The organism is Solwaraspora sp. WMMA2059, from assembly GCF_027497315.1.
Taxonomy (GTDB): domain Bacteria; phylum Actinomycetota; class Actinomycetes; order Mycobacteriales; family Micromonosporaceae; genus Micromonospora_E.
Genome location: NZ_CP114908.1, coordinates 3297946 through 3320175 on the forward strand (window position 1 = coordinate 3297946; position 22230 = coordinate 3320175).

The 22230-nt window shown below is 70.6% G+C and carries 19 protein-coding genes; 8 read left to right on the forward strand and 11 right to left on the reverse strand.

All coding sequences use genetic code 11. The features are described 5' to 3' along the window. Positions 1–157 precede the first annotated feature (157 nt). On the reverse strand, positions 158–1765 hold the full coding sequence (locus O7553_RS15020; RefSeq protein ID WP_281550391.1) for an ABC-F family ATP-binding cassette domain-containing protein: 1608 nt from the start codon (positions 1763–1765) through the stop codon (positions 158–160). A gap of 410 nt (positions 1766–2175) precedes the next feature. On the opposite strand from O7553_RS15020, the gene O7553_RS15025 reads away from it, so the two are divergent. After that, positions 2176–2913, forward strand: a complete 738-nt coding sequence (locus O7553_RS15025; RefSeq protein WP_281550392.1) for a hypothetical protein — start codon at positions 2176–2178, stop codon at positions 2911–2913. Positions 2914–2965: 52 nt separating this feature from the next. On the opposite strand, the gene O7553_RS15030 is transcribed toward O7553_RS15025, so the two are convergent. The 8 genes from O7553_RS15030 to O7553_RS15065 are packed head-to-tail and all read right to left on the reverse strand — an operon-like array spanning position 2966 to position 9753. After that, positions 2966–3355, reverse strand: coding sequence for a metal-sulfur cluster assembly factor (locus tag O7553_RS15030; protein WP_281555613.1), 390 nt, complete (start codon positions 3353–3355; stop codon positions 2966–2968). 14 nt (positions 3356–3369) lie between these two features. Then, positions 3370–3828: a Fe-S cluster assembly sulfur transfer protein SufU gene (gene sufU / locus O7553_RS15035; RefSeq protein WP_281550393.1), complete on the reverse strand. Its 459-nt coding sequence runs from the start codon at positions 3826–3828 to the stop codon at positions 3370–3372. Further along, positions 3828–5138 carry a cysteine desulfurase gene (locus O7553_RS15040; RefSeq protein ID WP_281550394.1) on the reverse strand — a complete coding sequence of 437 codons (1311 nt, stop codon included), beginning with the start codon at positions 5136–5138 and terminating at the stop codon, positions 3828–3830. Before O7553_RS15040 ends, sufU begins: the two co-directional genes overlap by 1 nt. A gap of 42 nt (positions 5139–5180) precedes the next feature. Continuing rightward, positions 5181–5954: a Fe-S cluster assembly ATPase SufC gene (sufC, locus tag O7553_RS15045; RefSeq protein ID WP_281550395.1), complete on the reverse strand. Its 774-nt coding sequence runs from the start codon at positions 5952–5954 to the stop codon at positions 5181–5183. Next, positions 5951–6280 carry a non-heme iron oxygenase ferredoxin subunit gene (locus tag O7553_RS15050; protein ID WP_281555614.1) on the reverse strand — a complete coding sequence of 110 codons (330 nt, stop codon included), beginning with the start codon at positions 6278–6280 and terminating at the stop codon, positions 5951–5953. The genes sufC and O7553_RS15050 overlap by 4 nt, the downstream gene beginning before the upstream one ends. Before the next feature lie 11 nt (positions 6281–6291). Further along, positions 6292–7518, reverse strand: coding sequence for a Fe-S cluster assembly protein SufD (sufD, locus tag O7553_RS15055; protein ID WP_281550396.1), 1227 nt, complete (start codon positions 7516–7518; stop codon positions 6292–6294). A gap of 46 nt (positions 7519–7564) precedes the next feature. Then, on the reverse strand, positions 7565–8995 hold the full coding sequence (gene sufB / locus O7553_RS15060; protein ID WP_281550397.1) for a Fe-S cluster assembly protein SufB: 1431 nt from the start codon (positions 8993–8995) through the stop codon (positions 7565–7567). Next, positions 8992–9753: an HTH domain-containing protein gene (locus O7553_RS15065; protein WP_281555615.1), complete on the reverse strand. Its 762-nt coding sequence runs from the start codon at positions 9751–9753 to the stop codon at positions 8992–8994. Before O7553_RS15065 ends, sufB begins: the two co-directional genes overlap by 4 nt. A gap of 200 nt (positions 9754–9953) precedes the next feature. Here O7553_RS15065 and O7553_RS15070 point away from each other — a divergent pair, with 200 nt between their 5' ends. Together O7553_RS15070 and O7553_RS15075 are read left to right on the forward strand one after the other, a co-directional pair. After that, positions 9954–10928, forward strand: a complete 975-nt coding sequence (locus tag O7553_RS15070; RefSeq protein WP_281550398.1) for a COX15/CtaA family protein — start codon at positions 9954–9956, stop codon at positions 10926–10928. Between the two features lie 262 nt (positions 10929–11190). Continuing rightward, the gene (locus tag O7553_RS15075) at positions 11191–12690 is read left to right on the forward strand and encodes an APC family permease (RefSeq protein ID WP_281550399.1); all 1500 of its coding nucleotides are present in this window, start codon (positions 11191–11193) and stop codon (positions 12688–12690) included. Between the two features lie 163 nt (positions 12691–12853). Here O7553_RS15075 and O7553_RS15080 read toward each other — a convergent pair whose 3' ends face one another. Then, the gene (locus O7553_RS15080; protein ID WP_123602407.1) at positions 12854–13186 is read right to left on the reverse strand and encodes a hypothetical protein; all 333 of its coding nucleotides are present in this window, start codon (positions 13184–13186) and stop codon (positions 12854–12856) included. 194 nt (positions 13187–13380) lie between these two features. Continuing rightward, a complete protein-coding gene (locus O7553_RS15085) occupies positions 13381–14361 on the reverse strand; it encodes a heme o synthase (protein WP_281550400.1) in 981 nt (326 codons plus the stop codon). 313 nt (positions 14362–14674) lie between these two features. On the opposite strand from O7553_RS15085, the gene tkt reads away from it, so the two are divergent. From tkt to O7553_RS15110, 5 genes are read left to right on the forward strand one after another with little or no spacing between them, the layout of a single operon-like run. Then, positions 14675–16810 carry a transketolase gene (gene tkt, locus O7553_RS15090; RefSeq protein ID WP_281550401.1) on the forward strand — a complete coding sequence of 712 codons (2136 nt, stop codon included), beginning with the start codon at positions 14675–14677 and terminating at the stop codon, positions 16808–16810. 11 nt (positions 16811–16821) lie between these two features. Then, positions 16822–18000, forward strand: coding sequence for a transaldolase (gene tal / locus O7553_RS15095; RefSeq protein ID WP_281550402.1), 1179 nt, complete (start codon positions 16822–16824; stop codon positions 17998–18000). Further along, complete coding sequence (locus O7553_RS15100; protein ID WP_281550403.1) at positions 17997–19646, forward strand: glucose-6-phosphate isomerase; 1650 nt, start codon at positions 17997–17999, stop codon at positions 19644–19646. The genes tal and O7553_RS15100 overlap by 4 nt, the downstream gene beginning before the upstream one ends. Before the next feature lie 36 nt (positions 19647–19682). Continuing rightward, entirely contained in the window at positions 19683–21197 is a 1515-nt protein-coding gene (gene zwf, locus O7553_RS15105; RefSeq protein WP_281550404.1) for a glucose-6-phosphate dehydrogenase, read from the forward strand. After that, entirely contained in the window at positions 21194–22222 is a 1029-nt protein-coding gene (locus tag O7553_RS15110; RefSeq protein ID WP_281550405.1) for a glucose-6-phosphate dehydrogenase assembly protein OpcA, read from the forward strand. The genes zwf and O7553_RS15110 overlap by 4 nt, the downstream gene beginning before the upstream one ends. Positions 22223–22230 lie beyond the last annotated feature (8 nt).

A 22230-nucleotide genomic window follows, 5' to 3' on the forward strand; every position in this document is an offset into this window, starting at 1 on the left:
TTACCCGATACGGCGCCACCGAGGAATCCCACCGGCATGCCGGCAGCCCTTCGTCAGCCCCACCCGGTGCGCCTTGTTCATACAATTCACGCTATCCGATAATGACGTTCACCGATGAAGCATCGCCCCGGGCCGGGCTGCCGGACGGACCGCGCCCTCATGCAAGTTCCACGAGTTCGAGCAGGTCGTCGCTCCACGCGTCCTCATCACCGTCGGGCAGGAGAATCGCCCGGTCTGGTTTGAGAGCCAGCACCGCACCCGGATCATGGGTCACCAGGACGATGGCGCCGGGATACCGGGCGATGGCATCGAGAACCTGTTCACGACTGACCGGATCCAGGTTGTTGGTCGGCTCGTCGAGCAGCAATACGTTCGCCCCCGAACAGACCAGCGTGGCCAACGCGAGCCGGGTCTTCTCCCCACCGGAGAGCACCCCGGCCGGCTTGTTCACGTCCTCACCGCTGAACAGGAACGCACCGAGAATCTTTCGCAGGTCGGTATCCGCCTGGTCGATCGCCGCACTGCGCATGTGGTCGAGCACCGAACGCTCGACGTCCAGGGTCTCGTGCTCCTGCGCGTAGTAGCCGATCCGCAGCCCGTGCCCGGGCCGCACCGCACCGGAATCCGGCTCGACCAGGCCACCGAGAATCCGCAGCAACGTCGTCTTGCCGGCACCGTTCAGCCCGAGGATCGCCACCCGGGAGCCACGGTCGACCGCCACGTCGACCCCGGAGAAGATCTCCAACGATCCGTACGACTTCGACAGCCCTGCCGCCGTCAACGGCGTCTTGCCGCACGGGGCCGGGCTGGGGAACCGGACCTTGGCCACCTTGTCGGCAACCCGCTCGTCCTCCAGACCGGCGAGCAGTTTCTCCGCTCGCCGGGCCATGTTCTGCGCAGCCACCGTCTTGGTGGCCTTGGCCCGCATCTTGTCGGCCTGGGCGAGCAGCGCACCGGCCTTCTTCTCGGCGTTCGCTCGTTCCCGGCGGCGGCGCCGCTCGTCGGTCTCCCGCTGCTGCTGGTACGCCGCCCAGCCGACGTTGTAGACGTCCACCACCGAGCGGGTGGCGTCGAGGAACCAGACCTTGTTGACCACCGCGTCCAGCAGGTCCACGTCGTGGCTGATCACCACCAGCCCGCCCTTGTGCCCGGCGAGGAAGCCACGCAGCCAGGTGATCGAGTCGGCGTCCAGGTGGTTGGTCGGCTCGTCGAGCAGCAGGATGCCGCCGCCGTTCTCGGCCGCGTCCCGGAACAGGATCCTGGCCAGCTCGATACGGCGGCGCTGACCGCCGGAGAGCGTCCCGATCGGCTGGCCCAGCACCCGGTCCGGCAGACCCAGGTTGGCGCAGATCCTGGCTGCCTCCGCCTCGGCGGCGTACCCGCCGAGGGAGGCGAACTGGTCCTCCAGCGTGCCGTAGCGACGGACCAGGCGCTCGTCGGTGCCGCCCTGCGCCAACTGCTGCTCGACTTCGTTCATCTGGGACATCAGCCGGTCCAGGCCGCGGGCCGACAGCACCCGGTCGCGAGCGGTCACGTTCAGGTCGCCGGTACGCGGATCCTGCGGAAGATATCCGACCGCGCTGCGCCGGTCGATCTGTCCGGTGTACGGCAGGCCCTCGCCGGCCAGCACCTTGAGGGTGGTGGTCTTGCCGGCACCGTTGCGGCCGACCAGGCCGATGCGGTCGCCGGGCTGCACCCGCAGGGTGGTGTCGGACAGCAGGATCCGCGAGCCCGCACGCAGTTCCAGGCCGGTAGCGGTGATCATTGGTAGCTCACTCCTGAGATCGGAAGCTGACTCGCGGACACGACAAAACGCCGACCGGACGTCCTGTCCGTCGGCGTGGGGCGGTTCAGCCTTCGCAGAGCAGCACGGCCCCATACTACCGGCGGCCGGCACCGCCACCCAGCCGGTTACCGGAGCCAAGATCGTCGACGGTGGTGGGTGAGTACGACGGCATCCGGTGATCCATCCACGACGGTGTCGCGGGACGCCGGCTGGCCAAGCGGTATGCGGCGCACCGCCGGCCCGGTGGACCGGCCTGACCGAATCGGGGAACTTGTCCGCCGACGGGGTGATGCACCACGCCGACCAGGGATGTTAGGCACATCAGGCGCGCGTAACGATCACTTGACTCCCTGGAGACGACACTCATGCTGCCCGGTGGGATGATGCCCATGACCCAGCTGATCGCGATGGTCCGCAGCACTTCGCCGCGACAGGCTGTCGGGCTGCTGGCAGCCATGCCGGCCGACCGCATCCCGGTGGCAGTTGCCGAGCTGACGACCACCGACCTGGTCCGGCTGCTACCGGCCGCCGGCGACGATCTGCGGTCCCGGTTGATCGGTCTGCTCAGCACCGATCAGCTGGCCGACCTGGCCCGAGCCATGCCGACCGCCGAGGCGGTGGCCATGCTCAATCGGCTTCCGGCCGAGCAGGTGCACGCGGTCGCCGACCGGCTGCCGCAACCCACCGTCGCTGCCCTGCTCACCGCGATGCCTGCGGACCGGCAGACCGACCTGCTGTCGGTGATGCGTCCGCAACAGGCGCATGCGGCCTGGGCCGGTACCTACCAACGGGAGGTGGCCGAGGCGCTCGCCCGGGCCAATGCCGAGGTGAGCATCCCGGCGAACGCCCCACCCGGAATCGTGCTGGTCCAGATCTTCGGCTGGCAGATCACCGTGGCCGCCCGCCGTGACGACGACGGACGGGTGGCGGTACGCGACGCCGAGGACGCGGCGTACCGCATGCGCGCCAACGCGGCGCTCGCGGTGACCGACTACCAGCCGGCCACCGACGTGCTGGACTACTGCGACGAGGCCCGCCGGCAGGGGCGCCCGATCAGCGCGGTCAGCTGGGTCGACGACCGGCACGACGGTTTCCTCAAACGGGCCCTGGTCAGTCTGGTGCACTGACCCGCCGAGCGCCGCCGGCCGGACTGGACGGCCGGCGGCGGCGCGGGTGCCGTCAGACGTTGAAGCCGAGCGCCCGCAACTGGTCCCGGCCCTCGTCAGTGATCTTGTCGGGCCCCCACGGCGGCATCCACACCCAGTTGATCCGGATGTCGGACACCAGTCCGCCACCGGGTCCAGTGGTCAACGCGGTACGGGCCTGCTCCTCGATCACGTCGGTCAGCGGGCAGGCCGCGCTGGTCAACGTCATGTCCAGGGTGGCCACGTTGTCATCGTCGACGTGTACGCCGTACACCAGGCCGAGATCGACCACATTGATGCCCAGCTCCGGGTCGACGACGTCCTTCATCGCCTCCTCGATGTCGGCGATCGCCGGCTGGCCGACGGTCGCTGCGGCGGCCGTACCGCCGTCGGTGGGCTCCGTCGCCTGTGTCGCCCCGGTCATGGTCTCTTCGGCACTCACTGCTTCACCTCCGGGCTCGCGCCCACACCGGCGCGTGCCGCGGCGTCCTTGAAGGCCATCCACGGCAGCAACGCACACTTCACCCGGGCCGGATAGCGCGCCACACCGGCGAACGCCACCCCGTCACCCAGCACATCCTCGTCCGGCTCGACCTCGCCGCGGCCGGACACCAGCGCGACGAAGGCACCGTGCACCGCGAACGCCTCGTCCACCGGCCGACCGTCGACCAACTCGTACAGCACGCTCGCCGACGCCTGGCTGATCGAACAACCCTGACCGTCGTGCGACACCCCGAGCCGGGTGTCCGCACCCAGACTCACCCGTACGGTGATCTCGTCGCCGCAGGTCGGGTTGACGTGATGCGCCTCCGCCGCGTACGGCTCGCGTAGACCACGCCCCTGCGGACGCTTGTAGTGGTCCAGGATGATCTCCTGGTACAGCTGGTCGAGCTCCATCAGCCGAAGACCTTCCGCGCCTTCTCCAGACCATGCACCAGCGCGTCGACCTCGCCGGTCGTGGTGTAGAGGTAGAACGAGGCCCGGGTGGTCGCCGGGACGCCGTAGCGCACGCAGACCGGCCGGGCGCAGTGGTGGCCGACCCGTACCTGCACCCCCTGGGCGTCCAGGATCTGACCCACGTCGTGCGGGTGGATCCCGTCCACCGCGAACGAGACCGTGCCACCCCGCCCGTCTGGTCCGGGCGGGCCGACGATCCGCAGCCCCGGCACGGTGGCCAGCGCCTCCAGGGCGTACCCGGTGATCCGCTGCTCGTGCGCGGCGACCGCCGGCATGCCCAGCCCGGCGAGGTAGTCGACGGCGGCACCGAGGCCGACCGCCTGGGCGATCGGCGGGGTGCCGGCCTCGAACCGGGCCGGCGGGGCGGCAAACGTGGACCCGCTCATCGCCACCGTCTCGATCATCGAGCCGCCGCCGAGCACCGGCGGCATCGCGGCGAGCAGCGCGGCGCGGCCCCACAGCACCCCGATCCCGGTCGGTCCGCACATCTTGTGCCCGGTGAAGACGATGAAGTCGGCATCCAGCGCGACGACGTCGACCGGACGGTGCGGCACCGACTGCGAGCAGTCCAGCAGCAGCAGCGCACCAACCTCGCGGACCCGCCGGGTGATCGCGGTGAGGTCGTTGACCGTGCCGAGGATGTTCGACATGTGCACCAGGGAGACCAGTTTGGTCCGCTCGGTGACCAACTCGTCCAGCTGCGACTCGTCCAGCCGACCGTCCTCGGTCAGCCCGAACCAGCGCAGTGTGGCACCGGTGCGTTCGCAGAGCAGCTGCCACGGCACGATGTTCGAGTGGTGCTCCATCTCGGAGATCACCACCTCGTCACCTGGGCCGAGCCGGAACCGGGGGTCGGCCCCGGTCGCGGCGCCCGTCGAGGCGTTGGAGAACGCGTACGCGACCAGGTTGATCGCTTCGGTGGAGTTCTTGGTGAAGACCACCTCGTCCGGGCTGCCCGCGTTGACGAACGCGGCCAGCTTGGCCCGGGCGCCCTCGTACGCCTCGGTGGACTCGGTGCCGAGGGTGTGCACCGAGCGGGCGACGTTGGCGTTGTGCGACTGGTAGAAGTCGGTCAGCGCGTCGAGCACCTGGCGCGGCTTGTGCGAGGTGTTGGCGCTGTCCAGATAGACCAGCGGATGCCCGTTGACTTCCCGACCGAGGATCGGAAAGTCGGCCCGGACGGCCGCGACGTCCAGAGCGGACGGACCGCCCGGCGCCGGTGTGTCCCGGGGGATGGCTATGGTGCTCATCGGCTCGACGCCGCCCTTCTGCACACAGGGTGGTAGTGGATCTCAGGCCGACGCCGCGCCGGCACCCGCGACGTACCGCTCGTAACCTTCGGCTTCCAGCTTCTCCGCCAGCTCCGGGCCGCCCTCCTCGACGATGCGTCCGCCGACGAAGACATGCACGAAGTCCGGCTTGATGTAGCGCAGGATCCGGGTGTAGTGGGTGATCAGCAGCAGGCCGGTCTCCCCGGTGGAGCGAACCCGGTTCACCCCTTCGCTGACCACCCGCAGGGCGTCGATGTCGAGCCCGGAGTCGGTCTCGTCGAGGATGGCCATCTTCGGCTTGAGCAGCTCCAGCTGCACAATCTCGTGCCGCTTTTTCTCGCCACCGGAGAAGCCCTCGTTGACGTTGCGCTGCGCGAACGCCGGGTCCATCTGCAGCCGCTCCATGGCCCCACGCAGCTCGCCGGCCCAGGTACGCAGCTTCGGCGCGGCACCGTCGACGGCGGTCTTGGCGGTACGCAGGAAGTTCGCCACCGAGACGCCGGGCACCTCCACCGGGTACTGCATGGCGAGGAACAGTCCGGCACGGGCCCGCTCGTCGACCGACATGGCCAGTACGTCCGCACCGTCGAGCAGCACCTCCCCGCCGGTGATCTCGTACTTGGGGTGCCCGGCGATCGAGTACGCCAGGGTCGACTTGCCGGAGCCGTTCGGGCCCATGATGGCGTGTGTCTCCCCCGACCGGATGGTCAGCGTCACCCCGGCCAGGATCGGCTTGAGCTCGCCTTCCGGCAGCTTGACCGAAACCTGCAGGTCGCGGATATCCAGAACGCTCATGGTGCGGTCACTCCATTGCTCGGCGTCAGACTGACGTAGATGTCGCCGTCGCGGATCTCGACGGGGAAGACGGGTACGGGTTCGGTGGCGGGCAGCCCGGTCGGCTCGCCGGTGCGCAGATCGAAACGCGAACCGTGCAGCCAGCACTCCAACGTGCAGCCGTCCACCTCGCCTTCGGAGAGGGCGACCGCGGCGTGCGAGCACTCGTCGTACACCGCGTAGAAGGAGTCCTCGTCGGTGTGCACCAGGGCGATCTGCGTACCGTCGATGTCGGCGCTGACCGCCGTACCCTTCGGGATCTCGGTGGTGGCGCAGACCCGGATCAGGTCGGACATGCTCAGCGGGTCCTCTCGGTGACCGCACCGGGCTGGCCGGGCACGGTCGGTGGTGCCGCCACGTCGGCGGTGCGCGGCGCGGCCGCGCCGGCCTCGACGCGGCGCAGCCGCTGCTCGATCGCGTCGCCGAGCCGGTCGCGCAGCTCGGCCACCGGGATCTTGTCGACCAGCTCGGCGAAGAACCCGCGGACCACCAGCTTGCGCGCCTCGGCCTCCGGGATGCCCCGGGCCATCAGGTAGAACAGCTGCTCGTCGTCGAACCGGCCGGTGGCGCTGGCGTGCCCGGCCCCGGCCACCTCTCCGGTCTCGATCTCCAGGTTGGGCACCGAGTCGGCCCGGGCGCCGTCGGTCAGCACCAGGTTCCGGTTGATCTCGTACGTGTCGGTGCCGGTGGCCTCGGCGCGGATCAGTACGTCGCCGACCCAGACGGTGTGCGCGCTGTCGCCCTGCAGCGCCCCCCGGTAGCCGACGTTGCTGCGGCAGTCCGGCACGGTGTGGTCCACCATCTGCCGGTGCTCCAGGTGCTGGCCGGCGTCGGCGAAGTAGAGCCCGAACAGCTCGGCGTCGCCGCCCCGGCCGGTGTACTCGACGCTGGTGAACTGGCGTACCAGGTCGCCGCCGAGGGTGACCTGGATGTGCGTGACCCGGGCGTCGCGGCCGAGCCGGAACTTCAGATGCTGCGCCTGCACCGCGTCGGGTGCCCAGTCGGCGACGGTGACCAGGGTCAGCGTCGCGCCGTCGCCGACGATCACCTCGACGTTGTCGGCCAGAGTGGTCGAGCCGACCTGGTCGAACACCAGGGTCGCCTCGGCGAACCGGCCGACGTCGACCAGGGTGTGCCCGTACGCGATCTGGTCCGCCCCGGTGCCGAGCACCCGGACCACCGCCGGCTCGGCCGGGGTGGCTTCCGGTGCCACCTCCACCAGCAGGACCTCGGCGCAGCCGGTGTAGGCCAGGGCGCTGATCCGGTCGAACGGGGTCAGCACGCCGCCGACCCGTCGGTCGGTGCGGTCGACCTGGCCCGCAGTCACCCCGGCGGGCAGGTCGGCGTACTCGTACCGGACCGAGCCGCTGGCGGCCGGAGTGCCGGTGGCCAGCCCCCGCATTCGCTTGAGCGGGGTGAAGCGCCACTCCTCCTCCAGGCCGGTCAGGGCCGGGAAGTCGGCGACATCGTAGGAGCGCAACGCCTGCGACTTGGTCTTCGGCGGCGCGGAGGCCTGAATAGTCATCTCTTCCTGTTCTCGGCGGTGTCGGTGGGGCGGTGTCTCGGGCGGGTCAGCCGACCGCGCCCTCCATCTGCAGCTCGATCAGCCGGTTCAGCTCGAGGGCGTACTCCATCGGGAGTTCCTTGGCGATCGGCTCGATGAAGCCCCGGACGATCATGGCCATCGCCTCGTCCTCGCTCAGACCCCGGCTCATCAGGTAGAACAGTTGGTCGTCGCTGACCTTGGAGACGGTCGCCTCGTGCCCCATCGCGACGTCGTCCTCGCGGATGTCGACGTAGGGGTAGGTGTCCGACCGGGAGATCGCGTCGACCAGCAGCGCGTCGCACTTCACCGTCGACCGGCTGTGCTGCGAGCCCTCCAGCACCTGGACCAGCCCACGGTAGGAGGTCCGGCCGCCGCCGCGGGCGATGGACTTGGAGACGATCGTGGAGGAGGTGTGCGGTGCCGCGTGCACCATCTTCGCGCCGGCGTCCTGGTGCTGCCCCTCGCCGGCCATCGCCACCGAGAGCACCTCGCCCTTGGCGTGCTCACCGGTCATGAACACGGCCGGGTACTTCATGGTGACCTTGGAACCGATGTTGCCGTCGATCCACTCCATGGTGGCGCCGGCGTGGCAGACGGCCCGCTTGGTGACCAGGTTGTAGACGTTGTTCGACCAGTTCTGGATGGTCGTGTAGCGGCACCGGGCGTTCTTCTTCACCACGATCTCGACCACCGCGCTGTGCAGCGAGTCGGAGGAGTAGATCGGCGCGGTGCAGCCCTCGACGTAGTGCACGTAGGCACCCTCGTCGACGATGATCAGGGTCCGCTCGAACTGGCCCATGTTCTCCGTGTTGATCCGGAAGTAGGCCTGCAGCGGGATCTCCACGTGCACACCCTTCGGCACGTAGATGAACGATCCACCGGACCAGACCGAAGTGTTCAGCGCGGCGAACTTGTTGTCGCCGACCGGGATCACGGTGCCGAAGTACTCCTTGAAGATGTCCTCGTGCTCGCGCAGCGCGGTGTCGGTGTCGAGGAACACCACACCCTGCTCCTCCAGGTCCTCACGGATCTTGTGGTAGACCACCTCGGACTCGTACTGGGCCGCGACGCCGGCGATCAGCCGCTGCTTCTCCGCCTCCGGGATGCCCAGCTTGTCGTAGGTGTTCTTGATCTCCTCGGGCAGGTCCTCCCAGCTGGCGGCCTGCTTCTCGGTGGAGCGGACGAAGTACTTGATGTTGTCGAAGTCGATCCCGGTGAGGTCGGCGCCCCAGGCCGGCATGGGCTTGCGGCCGAACAGCCGCAGCCCTTTGAGTCGCAGGTCGAGCATCCACTGCGGCTCGTTCTTCTTGGCGGAGATGTCACGCACCACCGCCTCGTTGAGCCCGCGCTGGGCGGCAGCGCCGGCCACGTCGCGGTCGGCCCAGCCGTACTCGTACCGGCCGAGGGCCGCGAGGTGCTCCTCCTGGGAGATGGGCGCGACGGTCTGCTCGGTCATCTATCTGTCCTCACAGTGCTGGTGACGTGGTCGGTGGAAACATCGATGGCAACGGTCGGGGCGCCGCCGGCCCGTCTCGGGTCCGGAATGTGCGTGGTGCACACCCCGTCGCCGTGAGCGATGGTGGCCAGCCGCTGCACATGGGTGCCGATCAGGCGGGAGATCACCGCGGTCTCAGCCTCGCACAGCTGTGGAAACTCGGCAGCCACATGGGCCACGGGACAGTGATGCTGGCACAACTGCCCCCCGGAGGCGATGGTGGACGCGTTGGCAGCGTAGCCCTCGGCGCTGAGTGCGGCGGCGAGGGCCTCCGCGCGGGCGATCGGGTCCGCACCGGCATCGTCGATCGCCGCCCGGCACCGCGCCTCCAGCCCGGCGACCTGAGCCGCCGCGAACGCCTCCAGCTCCGCCTCGCCGCCGTGACCGGCGATCCAGCGCAGCGCGGCGGCGGCCATGCTGTCGTAGCGGTAGCGCCCGTGCCGGGACCGGGCGTCGTCGCTGAGCCGGAAGACCTTGGCCGGCCGACCGCGTCGCCGGCGGGCCCGGGTGACCGCGTCCCGGGTCACCACGTCGCCGTCGGCGAGCATCGCGTCCAGGTGGCGGCGGATCGCCGCCGGGCTCAGCCCGAGCTCATCACCGAGCTGAGCGGCGGTCGCCGCCCCCCGCTCCAGCAGCAGCCCGACCAGGCGGTCCCGGGTACGCCCGTCCGGGCCGGCGGCGACCGCACCGGTCGCCGACCCGCCCTCCGGGAGGCCCACCCTGTTTTTCACTACGCCAACGTTACGTATTTCAGCGGTCGGCCGCAAACGCGCCTCCGGGTGATCCACCGCACCGAGCGTGACCGCCACCGGGACCAGCACGGCGAGGCCTTGCCGCAGTCGGCTGGCGGCACCGCAGGGCTGCGGTACCGGCGGCACCGCACGGCTGTGGTATCCGCCATATCGGTACGATTGCCGCCGTGCCCGTCTCCCCGTCCGGTCGGCTGACCGCCGGCCCCGCCCTGCTCCGGCGGCTCGCGCTCGCCTCCTTGGTGGCCAACGTCGCGATCGTGCTGACCGGGGGCGGCGTGCGGCTCACCGGGTCCGGGCTCGGCTGCCCGACCTGGCCGCGCTGCACCGACGACTCCTACGTCACCACGCCGGAGATGGGCGTGCTCGGCATCATCGAGTTCGGCAACCGGGTCCTCGGCATCCTGGTCGGCATGATCGCGCTCGCCACCCTGCTGGCGGTGCTGCGGTCCCGGCCACGCCGGTTGGACCTGCGCGGACCGGCCCTCGGCGTACTGGGACTGGTGATCCTGCAGGGCCTGATCGGCGGGGTCAGCGTCCGGGTGCAGCTCAACCCCTGGGTGGTGGCGCTGCACTTCATGCTGTCGATGGTCACCATCGCGGTGGCGTACGGGTTGTGGCAACGGGTACGCGTCGGCGGCCGCACCAACCGAGACGTGGTGGCCCGGCCGCTGCGCCAGTTGGCCTTCGTGATCACCGCCGTGAGCTTCGGGGTGCTGGTACTCGGCACCGTGGTGACCGGCAGCGGCCCGCACGCCGGCGACCCGGACGCCGGGCGCACCGGGCTGGACCCGCAGGCCATGTCCCAGCTGCACGCTGACTCGGTCGCCCTGCTGATCGGGTTGTCGGTCGCCTGGTGGTTCGCGTTGCGCGCGGTCGGCGCACCCCGACCGGCGGTACGCGCGGCGGCCGTGCTCGTCGTCGTGGAGCTCGCCCAGGGACTGATCGGCGTGGTCCAGTACCTCACCGACCTGCCGGTCGCGCTGGTCAGCGCGCACATGCTCGGCGCGTGTCTGGTGTGGCTGGCCACCCTCGGCGCGCTCTGGTCGACCCGGACCCGGGAGCCGACCGGGCCGCAATCAGCTGCTACCAGGGTGGTTTCCGACGACGGCAACGAACGCCCCCTGGTCGGAGCGCAACCGTAAGGTCACCAACCGTTGAAGACGGTTGAAAACGGCAGACCTATCCCCATAGCGGAGAGTACCGGTGAGGCTACGCCTGTGCCGGGGCACAACCACCGGCACGACGAACCGGGCGCGGCAGTGACGGTCCCCCCGTGCCGTGGCTGCCGCGCCCCTGGTCGGTTCCCTGCCTGGACCAGACCCGCGTAGCGGCACCCCGGACGATCCTCCGTCACCGCACGCGCACTCCCGCGTTTTCCTGACTGACCACTTTCGGAGCTCCCGCGTGTCTACCTTCCGTACGAGCCGGTCCGGCACCGTCGCCGCGACGTTGGCCCGGTCCCGCCTGGGCGTACCCCAGGTGTTGTTCTTCGTTCTCGCCGCCGCCGCGCCGCTGACCGTGGTGGCCGGCGGCGCCAGCACCGGCTATGCCGTCACCGGCACCACCGCGGTGCCGGTCGCCTACCTGCTCATCGCGGTGGTGATGGCGGTCTTCGCCGTCGGCTACGTGGCGATGAGCCGGCACGTCGTCAACGCCGGCGCGATGTACAGCTACGTCGCGCACGGTCTCGGCCGGATCCCCGGCATCGCGGCGGCGTTCGTCGCCGTCGTCGCGTACAACGCGATGCAGATCGGGCTGTACGGCGCTTTCGGCGTGGTTGCCGCCGAGGTACTCGCCGTCGCCGGTGCCACCGTGCCGTGGTGGCTCTGCGCGCTGGCCGGCTGGGCCCTGGTGACCGTACTCGGCCTGGCCCGCGTCGACCTCAACGGCCGGATCCTGGCTGGCCTGCTGCTGGCCGAGCTCGCGGTCATCATCGGCTACAGCATCGTCATGGTCGGCCACCCCGCCGACGGTGCCGCCGTCGCGGGTCTCGACCCCCGCCAGCTGCTCACCCCAGGGGTGGCGGCGATGCTGGTCGGCGGCATAGCCGGTTTCGTCGGTGTCGAGGCCGGCACGGTGTTCGCCGAGGAGACCCGTGATCCGCGTCGTACGGTCGCCCGGGCCACCTACTTCGCGGTGACGATCGCCGGAGTGTGCTACGCGGGTTCCGCCTGGGCGATGGCGGTGGCGGCCGGCCCGAACGACGTCGTCGCCCAAGCCCGCGAGTACGGCACCGAACTGATGTTCGTGCTGGTCGACCCGCACATCGGCACGACGCTCGTGGACGCCGGCCGGTTGTTGTTCCTGACCAGCCTGTTCGCCGCGCTGCTCGCGTTCCACAACACCGTTGCCCGGTACCTGTTCGCCCTCGGGCGGGAACGGGTGCTGCCGGCGGCGCTCGGCCGGACGAACCGGCGGACCGGCGCGCCGAAGCTCGGCTCGCTGGTGCAGAGCGGGCTCGCCGTCGCGGTGATCGTGGGGTACGCGGCGACCGGGCTGGATCCCATCACCCACCTGTTCTTCTGGGTGACCGTCACCGGTGGGCTCGGCGTGCTGATCCTGATGACCGTGACCTCACTCGCGGTGATCGGCTACTTCCGCCGCGACCCGCGTGGCGAGTCGGCCTGGCGACGACTGGTCGCGCCGGGCGCGGCCACCGGCGCGCTCGGGCTGATCCTCGTCGGCACCGTCACCAGCTTCGGTGACCTGCTCGGCATCGGCGCGTCCCCGCTGCGCTGGTGGTTCCCGGCCGGGTACGCCCTGGCCGCGCTGGCCGGCGTCGGTTGGGCGCTCTGGCTGCGTACCAGGCGTCCGCAGACGTACCGGACGATCGGCTGGGGCGCCGACAGCGGCACCGCCCAACCGGTGCCGCCGGCACCCGTCCGGCCGTCGGCCCGCGTCTAACCGCTGTCCAGCTGGATGTCCAGCCGCGGTTGCGGCGGCGGACAACGAGCGAGACCCGGGCGGTACGCCCGGGTCTCGCTCGGCTCTGTTCCTCCAGCTGACAGACCGCTCGTCCAGTCACGCAACTGGTCGTCGTTCGTTGTGCAGGACGGGAAAGGGCTGGTCAGCGCGCCAGACTGCGACGCGACATCGACCGCCACAGGTCGTTGCTGGGCCGCATCTGATCCATCAGCTCCCGCTCCCACTCGTTCTCGATCTCGACCCCCGCCTTGAGGCAGGCGGCGCGGGCCACGTCGGTGCCGTCAGCGAACTGGTCGCCCCAGGCGCCGTCCTCCCCCACCAGGACGATCCGTGCGCCACGCTTGCCGACATACTCGATGACCGCCTTCGCGCCGCCGTGGCCAGCGGCGAAGGACCGGATGCCGGCGACCAGACCAGAGGGGGCGTCCCCCGGGACGGATTCGGTCGCCAGCGTCGTATCGGAACCATCTGCCATACGCGAAGCGTAAGCAGAGCGACGACCTTTCGCCGATCAGATGTCGGCTTTTTGTGACTCCAATCATCCGTGGGTTTAAGAAGTCCCACAGATGATTGATGGTGATTTCAGTGTCCAAAAAGGGACAAATTCCAGCACGAAAAGCGGCAAACGCGACAGAAGTTTCGAGACCTGGACGGGACGGGACCCCGGCGTCAGACCAGCGCGTCCAACGCCACAGCAACGAAGAGCACCGTGAGGTAGGTCGTCGACCAGTGGAACAGCCGCATCGGCTGGACCGGCAGACCACGCCCGGACCGGCGCTGCAGCCGGTGAGCCTCCAACAGGAAGACGACCCCGACCACCACCGCCGGGACCGCGTAGATCAATGACATGCCCAACGGCCAGACCAGCACCGACGACCCGACCGTCAACCAACTGAACAGTACGATCTCCACGCCGACCCGACGTTCGGAGGCCACCACCGGCAGCATCGGGATCCCGGCCCGCGCGTAGTCCACCTTGTACTTGATCGCCAACGCGTAGAAGTGCGGCAGCTGCCAGAAGAACACCACGGCGAACAGTGCCCAGGCCACCGGGGCCAGGCCGCCGGTCACCGCCGCCCAGCCGATCAGCACCGGAGCGGCGCCGCAGACACCACCCCAGAACGTGTTCTGTGGCGTCGTACGCTTCAACCACAGCGTGTAGACGAGGTCGTAGTAGGCGATCGCCGCCAGGGTCAGCCCGGTGGCGAGCCAGTTGGTGAAGACCGCCATCAGCGCCACCGAGCTCACCGCGAGCACCAACCCGAAGATCAGCGCGTGCCTGGGGCTGACCACGTGGTTCGGCAGCGGCCGACGCTTCGTCCGGCGCATCAGCTGGTCGATGTCCCGGTCGATGAAGCAGTTCAACGCGTTCGCCGCACCGGCGGCCAGGGTGCCGCCGACCAGCACCACCGCCACCAGCCCGAGCGACGGCAGGCCACCGGCCGCGACCATCATCGTCGGTACGGTCGTGACCAGCAGCAGCTCGATGATCCGCGGCTTGGTGAGCGACACGTATGCCCGGACCACAGCCAGCAGGTCGGGCACGGCCACCGGCCCTGGGTCCGCCGCTGTGCCGGGCACCTGGTCCGCTTCGGCGACGGACCTGACCCGCGCCCGGTCATGGGCGGGGCGCTCGGTGACCATGCTCACGGGCTGCACCTTCCGGCGTCGGCGGCGGGTGACCTTCAACTGGCGGCGACCTGCGGGCCGACGCGCCTCCGACAGCGTACGCGCAGGTATTTTGCCTGCCCGGCCGACCCGTCACCGGTGCTCGTCGTCACACTCGGCAGGCTTTTCACCGGCCACGATGCGTATCCCCCGGTGCCCGATCGTCGGGTCCGACGATCGGGCACGACCCTGGACGACCATCCGGTTGTCGAGATCGGCGGGCGCACCGTGAACCCTGCTCGATAGGGTCGTGACGAGGGTTCCGCCTACCTGCTGGACGAGGAGCACACCCACCGTGGCTGCAACACCAACCGATGCCCCCCTGAACTGGTCCGACCTCGACCGCCGCGCGGTCGACACCGCACGCGTGCTGGCCGCCGACGCCGTAGAGAAATCCGGCAACGGCCATCCGGGCACCGCGATGAGCCTCGCTCCCGCGGCGTACCTGCTGTTCAACCGGGTCATGCGGCACGACCCGAGCGACCCGGGCTGGGCCGGCCGGGACCGGTTCGTCCTCTCCGCCGGGCACTCCAGTCTCACCCTGTACATCCAACTCTTCTTCTCCGGTTACGGGCTGAGCCTGGACGACCTCAAGGCGTTGCGGCAATGGGGATCGCTGACCCCTGGACACCCGGAGCACGGCCACACCCGGGGAGTGGAGACCACCACCGGTCCGCTCGGCCAAGGGCTGGCCAACGGGGTCGGCATGGCGATGGCCGCCCGCCGGGAACGCGGACTGCTCGACCCGGACGCCGCGCCCGGCGAGTCGGTCTTCGACCACAACATCTGGGTGATCGCCTCCGACGGTGACATCGAAGAGGGCATCACCCACGAGGCCAGCGCCCTGGCCGGGCACCAGAAGCTCGGCAACCTGACCGTCGTCTACGACGACAACCAGATCTCCATCGAGGACGACACCCGGATCGCGCTCAGCGAGGACGTCGCCGCCCGGTACGCCGCGTACGGCTGGCACGTGCAGACCGTCGACTGGCGGGCGGGCGCGGCCGGCGACGGCGAGTACCACGAGGACGTCGAGGCGCTGTACGCGGCGCTGACCGCCGCCCGTGCGGAGACCGACCGCCCGTCGTTCATCGCGCTGCGCACCATCATCGGCTGGCCGGCACCGAAGAAGCAGAACACCGGCAAGATCCACGGCTCGGCGCTCGGCGCCGACGAGGTCGCCGCCACCAAGGAGATCCTCGGCCTCGACCCCAACCAGCACTTCGCGGTCGACGACAAGGTCCTCGCCCACATCCGCGAGGTGCTCGACCGGGGCCGGCAGGCACACGCCAAGTGGACCGAGAAGTACGACGCCTGGGCGCAGGCCAACCCGGAGCGCAAGGCGCTGCACGACCGGCTCGCCACCCGTACCCTGCCGACCGGCTGGACCGACGCGCTGCCGGACTGGCCGGCGGACCCCAAGGGGGTCGCCACCCGGGCCGCCTCGGGCAAGGTGCTGACCGCGCTCGCCGCCGAGCTGCCGGAGCTGTGGGGCGGCTCGGCCGACCTGGCGGAGAGCAACAACACCACGATGAAGGGCGAGCCGTCGTTCGTCCCGGCCGAGTACGCCACCAAGGAGTTCCCCGGCCATGAGTACGGCCGCACCCTGCACTTCGGCATCCGCGAACACGCCATGGGGGCGATCCTCAACGGCATCGCGCTGCACGGCGGCACCCGCCCGTACGGCGGCACGTTCCTGGTGTTCAGCGACTACATGCGCCCGGCGGTGCGGCTGGCCGCGCTGATGAAACTCCCGGTGGTCTACGTCTGGACGCACGACTCGATCGGGCTCGGCGAGGACGGCCCCACCCACCAGCCGATCGAGCACCTGTCGGCGCTGCGGGCCATCCCCGGACTGGACGTGGTCCGCCCGGCCGACGCCAACGAGACCGCCTGGGCGTGGCGGGTCGCCCTGGAGCACACCGACCGGCCCACCGCGCTGGCGCTGACCCGGCAGGCGGTGCCGGTCATCGACCGGGGCACCTACGCCTCGGCCGAAGGGGTCCGCAAGGGCGGCTACGTGCTGGCTGACGCCGGCAACGCCCAACCGCAGGTGATCCTGATGGGCTCGGGGTCCGAGGTGCAACTGCTGCTCACCGCCCGGGAACGCCTCGAAGCCGAAGGCGTCGCCACCCGGGTCGTCTCGATGCCGTGCCAGGAATGGTTCACCGAGCAGGACGAGGCATACCGCGAATCGGTGCTGCCGCGCGGGGTCAAGGCCCGGGTCAGCGTCGAGGCCGGCATCGGCATGTCCTGGCGTGGCCTGGTCGGCGACTGCGGCGAGTCGGTCAGCATTGAACACTACGGGGCCAGCGCCCCGTACCAGGTGCTGTTCGAGCAGTTCGGCTTCACCGCCGACGCCGTGGTCGCGGCGGCGCACGCGTCGCTGACCCGGGTCGGCGCCATCACCGGCACCACCACCGGAAACTGAGGAGGCTCCAGATGACGGACCGATTGGGAAAGCTGACCGCCGCAGGCGTGGCGGTCTGGCTCGACGACCTGTCCCGGCAACGGCTCAGCACCGGCAACCTGGACCAACTGCGCCGGGAGAAGCACGTCGCCGGCGTGACCACCAACCCGACCATCTTCGCCGCCGCGCTCGCCGACGCCGACGAGTACAACTGGCAGCTGCGTGACCTGGCCGCCCGGGGCGTCAGCGTGGACGAGGCGGTCCGGATGCTCACCACCTACGACGTGCGGTGGGGCTGCGACGTGATGCGCCCGGCGTACGAAACCAGCGGCGGCGTCGACGGCCGGGTGTCGATCGAGGTCGACCCGCGGCTGGCGTACCGCACTGCGGAGACCGTCGCCGAGGCGAAGGCGCTGTGGTGGCTGGTCGACCGGCCGAACCTGTTCATCAAGATCCCGGCGACCGAGGCCGGGCTACCGGCGATCACCGCCACCCTGGCCGAGGGGATCAGCGTCAACGTGACCCTGATCTTCTCGCTGGACCGCTACAGCGCGGTGATGGACGCCTTCCTCGCCGGTCTGGAGCAGGCGAAGGCCAACGGCCACGACCTGACCACCATCGGCTCGGTCGCTTCGTTCTTCGTCTCCCGGGTGGACACCGAGATCGACAAGCGCCTCGACAAGATCGGCAGCGACCAGGCCAAGGCGCTCAAGGGCAAGGCCGCCGTGGCGAACGCGCAGCTGGCGTACGAGCGGTACGCGGAAGTCTTCTCCTCGGACCGCTGGCAGGCCCTGGCCGACGCCGGCGCCCACCCGCAGCGCCCGCTGTGGGCCTCCACCTCGACGAAGAACCCGGCCTACCGGGACGTCATCTACGTCGAGGAGCTGATCGCCCCCGGCACGGTCAACACCATGCCGGAGTCGGTGGTGCACGCCTACGCCGACCACGGCGAGACCCGGGGCGACACGGTCACCGGCTCGTACCCGGCCGCCCGGCAGGTGCTCGACGACCTGATCGCCGTCGGCGTCGACCTCGACGACGTGGTCAAGACCCTGGAGTCTGAGGGGGTGAGCAAGTTCGAGGCCAGCTGGCAGGAGCTGCTCGACGGGGTCCGCTCGTCGCTGGACGCGGCCGCGGCCGGCGCCGGTGAGCCGAACGCGGCCGCGAGCGGGCACGCCGCCGCGGCCAAGCAGGCCGGAGGTAACGCATGAGCGACTTCTTCGACGGCGGGGTCGAGGCCGCGGCCGGGCTGAGCGTGTACGGGGCCGACGCGGTCGACGCCTCGGCCGCCTCGTCGACCCGGGGCGCGCTGGTCGGCGACGAGGTGCCCGGCTCACTCGCCCGCAAGGACCCGACGCTGTGGGGCCCGGACGCCGAGGCCGAGGCGAAGATTCGGCTCGGCTGGCTGGACACCTTCACCCGCAGCCGGGACCTGCTGCCGCAGCTCGCCGAACTGCAGGCCGAGCTGGGCGACCTGGACCACGTGGTGCTGGCCGGGATGGGCGGGTCGTCGCTGGCTCCCGAGGTCATCTCGCTCACCGTCGGCAAGCCGGTCACCGTGCTGGACACCACCGACCCGCACCAGGTGCGGGCGGCGCTCGGCGACCGACTGGACCGGACCGTCGTGGTGGTGGCCAGCAAGTCCGGCGGCACCGTGGAGACCGACAGCCACCGTCGCGCGTACTGGCAGGCGTTCCTCGACTCAGGGCTGAGCGAGGCCGAGGCGGGGCGGCGGTTCGTCATCGTCACCGATCCCGGCTCGCCGCTGGCCACCACCGCCGAGGAGATGGGCGCCACCGTGGTGCTCGCCGACCCGGAGGTCGGCGGACGGTACTCGGCGCTGACCGCGTTCGGTCTGGTCCCGTCGGCGCTGGCCGGCGTGGACGTGGTCGAGCTGCTCGACCAGGCCGAGCAGCTGTCCGCCGCGCTCGGCGGCGACCGGGACAACCCGGGGCTGGCGCTCGGCGCGGCGCTCGGTGCGGCGGCGACCACCGGCCGGGACAAGGTCGCGCTGGTCTCCGACGGCACCGGCATCGAAGGGCTCGGCGACTGGATCGAGCAGCTGATCGCCGAGTCGACCGGCAAGGACGGCATCGGCATCCTGCCGGTGGTCGTCGAGGCACCGGACGCCCCCGGCGCCGCCGGCCCGGACGTGCTCACCGTCACCTACGGCGGTGCCGGCCAACCGGGCGGGGTGCCCGGCGGCGGGGTCCGCCCCGACCTGGCGGTCAACGGACCGCTCGGCGCGCAGTTCCTGGTCTGGGAGTACGCGACGGCGGTCGCCGGCCGGGTGCTCGGCATCGACCCGTTCAACCAGCCCAACGTCACCGAGTCGAAGGAGAACACCAACCGGATTTTGGCGGCCGGGCCGCCGGCCGAGGCACCGTCGTTCGTCGATGGATCCATCGAGGTGTACGGGCCGGACGGCGTACCGGGTGAGCTGGTCGGCGCGCTGCGCTGGCTGATCGACGGCGTCGGCACCGACGGATACCTCGCGGTGATGGCCTACCTGGACCGGTTCGGCGACGCCGACGCGGCCGGGATTCGGCCACTGCTGGCGGCCGCCGCCGGCCGGCCGGTCACCTTCGGCTGGGGGCCGCGGTTCCTGCACTCCACCGGGCAGTACCACAAGGGCGGGCCGCAGGTCGGCGCGTTCCTGCAGATCACCGGTGCGGTCACCGACGACCTGCCGGTGCCCGGTCGCCCGTACAGCTTCGGTGAGCTGCAGGCGGCGCAGGCCGCCGGTGACCGTGAGGCGCTCGCCGGGCGGGGCCGGCCGCTGCTGCGGCTGCACCTGACCGATCGGGCCGCCGGCGTCGCCCAACTCCTGGACACGATTCGAAACCTGCCCAGCTGACAATTGGTCCGGAGGAAAACGGACTGAGGAGGCGACGTGAACCCCCTGCGCGACCCGCAGGACCGGCGGCTGCCGCGCATCCCGGAGCCCTGCGCTCTGGTGATTTTCGGTGTCACCGGTGATCTGGCTCGCAAGAAACTACTCCCCGGCATCTACGACCTGGCCAACCGAGGGCTGCTGCCACCCGGCTTCGTGGTGCTCGGCTTCGCCCGGCGGGACTGGACCGACGGCGACTTCGAGTCGCTGGCCCACGACTCGGCCAAGGAGTACGCGCGTACCCCGTGGCGTGAGGAGGTCTGGTCCCGCCTGGCCGGCAACATCAAGTTCGTCGGCGGCTCGTTCGACGACGACGCCGCGTTCGACAAGCTGTCGGCCTGCCTGGACGGGCTGCGCGAATCGCACGGCATCCACGGCAACGCCGCGTTCTACTTCTCCATCCCGCCGTCGGCGTTCCCGCAGGTGCTCAAGCAGCTGGCCCGCACCGGCATGGCCGACAACGAGCGGTGCGGCGGCTGGCGTCGGGTGGTGGTGGAGAAGCCGTTTGGCTACGACCTGCCGTCGGCGAAGTCGCTCAACGACCTGGTCGACGACGTGTTCACCCGTGACGATGTGTTCCGCATCGACCACTATCTGGGCAAGGAGACCGTCCAGAACATCATGGCGCTGCGGTTCGCCAACAACCTGTTCGAGCCGCTGTGGAACTCCAAGTACGTCGACTCGGTGCAGATCACCATGGCCGAGGACGTCGGCATCGGCAGCCGGGCCGGCTTCTACGACGCCACCGGCGCCGCCCGTGACGTGGTGCAGAACCATCTGCTGCAGCTGCTGGCCCTGGTCACCATGGAGGAGCCGACCAGCTTCGACGCCGCCGAGATCCGGGCGGAGAAGCTGAAGGTGCTGCGGGCGATCAGCCTGCCCGACGACGTGGCCGCCGGCACCGTCCGCGGTCAGTACCTGAAGGGCTGGGTGGCCGGGCAGCGGGCCGTCGGCTACCTGGAGGAGCCGAACGTGCCGGCCGACTCGACCACCGAGACGTACGTGGCGATGCGGCTGGGCATTCAGAACCGCCGGTGGGCCGGGGTGCCGTTCTATCTGCGCGCCGGAAAGCGGTTGCCGCGGCGGGTGACCGAGGTGGCGGTGATGTTCAAGGCCGCACCGCACCTGCCGTTCAACGGCACCGACGTGGAGATGCTCAGCAACAACCAGCTGGTCATCCGGGTGCAGCCCGACGAGGGCGTGGTGCTCAAGTTCGGCGCCAAGGTGCCGGGCACCACCATGGAGGTCCGCGACATCGCGATGGACTTCCAGTACGGCGAGGCGTTCACCGAGGCCAGCCCGGAGGCGTACGAGCGGTTGGTGCTCGACGTGCTGATCGGCGACCGCACCCTGTTCCCCGACGCCGCCGAGGTGGAGCAGAGCTGGCGGGTGATCGACCCTCTCGAAGAGGCCTGGGAGGGCACCCGGCCGGAGCCGTACCGGTCCGGCGAGTGGGGTCCGCGGGCCGCCGACGAGATGCTGGCCCGCGAGGGCCGGTCCTGGAGGAGAGCATGATCAGCCTGTGGGACACCACCGGCAACGAGGTGGTCAAGGCCCTGGCCGCCGAGCGGCGCAGCGCCGGCGGCGTGGCCAGCGGAATGGCGCTGACCCTGATCGTGGTGGTCGACGAGAAGCGGGTACGCGAGGCGGAGGCGGCGGCCACCATCGCCGCCGCAGCCCACCCGTGCCGGCTGCTCGTGGTGGTCCGCTCCGACATCGACCGCAAGGTCAGCCGGCTCGACGCCGAAGTGGTCGTCGGCGGCCGGCTCGGGCCGTGCGAGGCGGTCGTCATGCGTACCTCCGGCCGGCTGGCGCTGCACGCCGAGTCGGTGGTGATGCCGCTGCTGGTGCCGGACGTACCGGTGGTGACCTGGTGGCACGGCGAGCCGCCGGAGCAGATCGCCAACGACTACCTGGGGGTGGTCGCCGACCGGCGGATCACCGACTCGGCGCAGGCCCCCAACCCGGTGCAGGCGCTGCTGCAACGGGCGGTCGACTACGCGTCGGGCGACACCGATCTGGCGTGGACCCGGATCACCCCGTGGCGCACCCTGGTCGCCGGGGCGTTCGACACCACCGACGCGCAGATCACCGGCGCCACGGTGACCGCGCCCCGGGCCGACCCGACGGCCGCCTTGATGATCAGCTGGCTGGCGGCCCGGCTCGGCATCACGCCGCGCTGGGAGGAGACCAGCGCGTTCCCCCGGATGCGGTCGGTGGAGCTGCGCTGCGCCAACGGTGACGGGCTGAGCCTGGTCCGCGAGGACAGTTCGGCGATGTTCACCCGGACCGGGCAGCCGGAGCGGCAGATGCCGCTGGTGCGTCGACCGCTCGGCGAAGAGCTCGCCGAGGAGCTGCGGCGGCTCGACGCCGACCAGGTCTACTCCGAGGCGCTGGGCACCCTGGCCGGGCTGCCGGAGCTGTCCTCCCGGCCCGCCAAGCGGGTGCACATCTGGAAGGACCCGGCGAAGGCCACGGGGCCGGCAGCCGGCACCGACCCGGCGGTCGTCGCGGCCGGTCCGGCACGGAGCGGCTCGTGAGCGGCCCC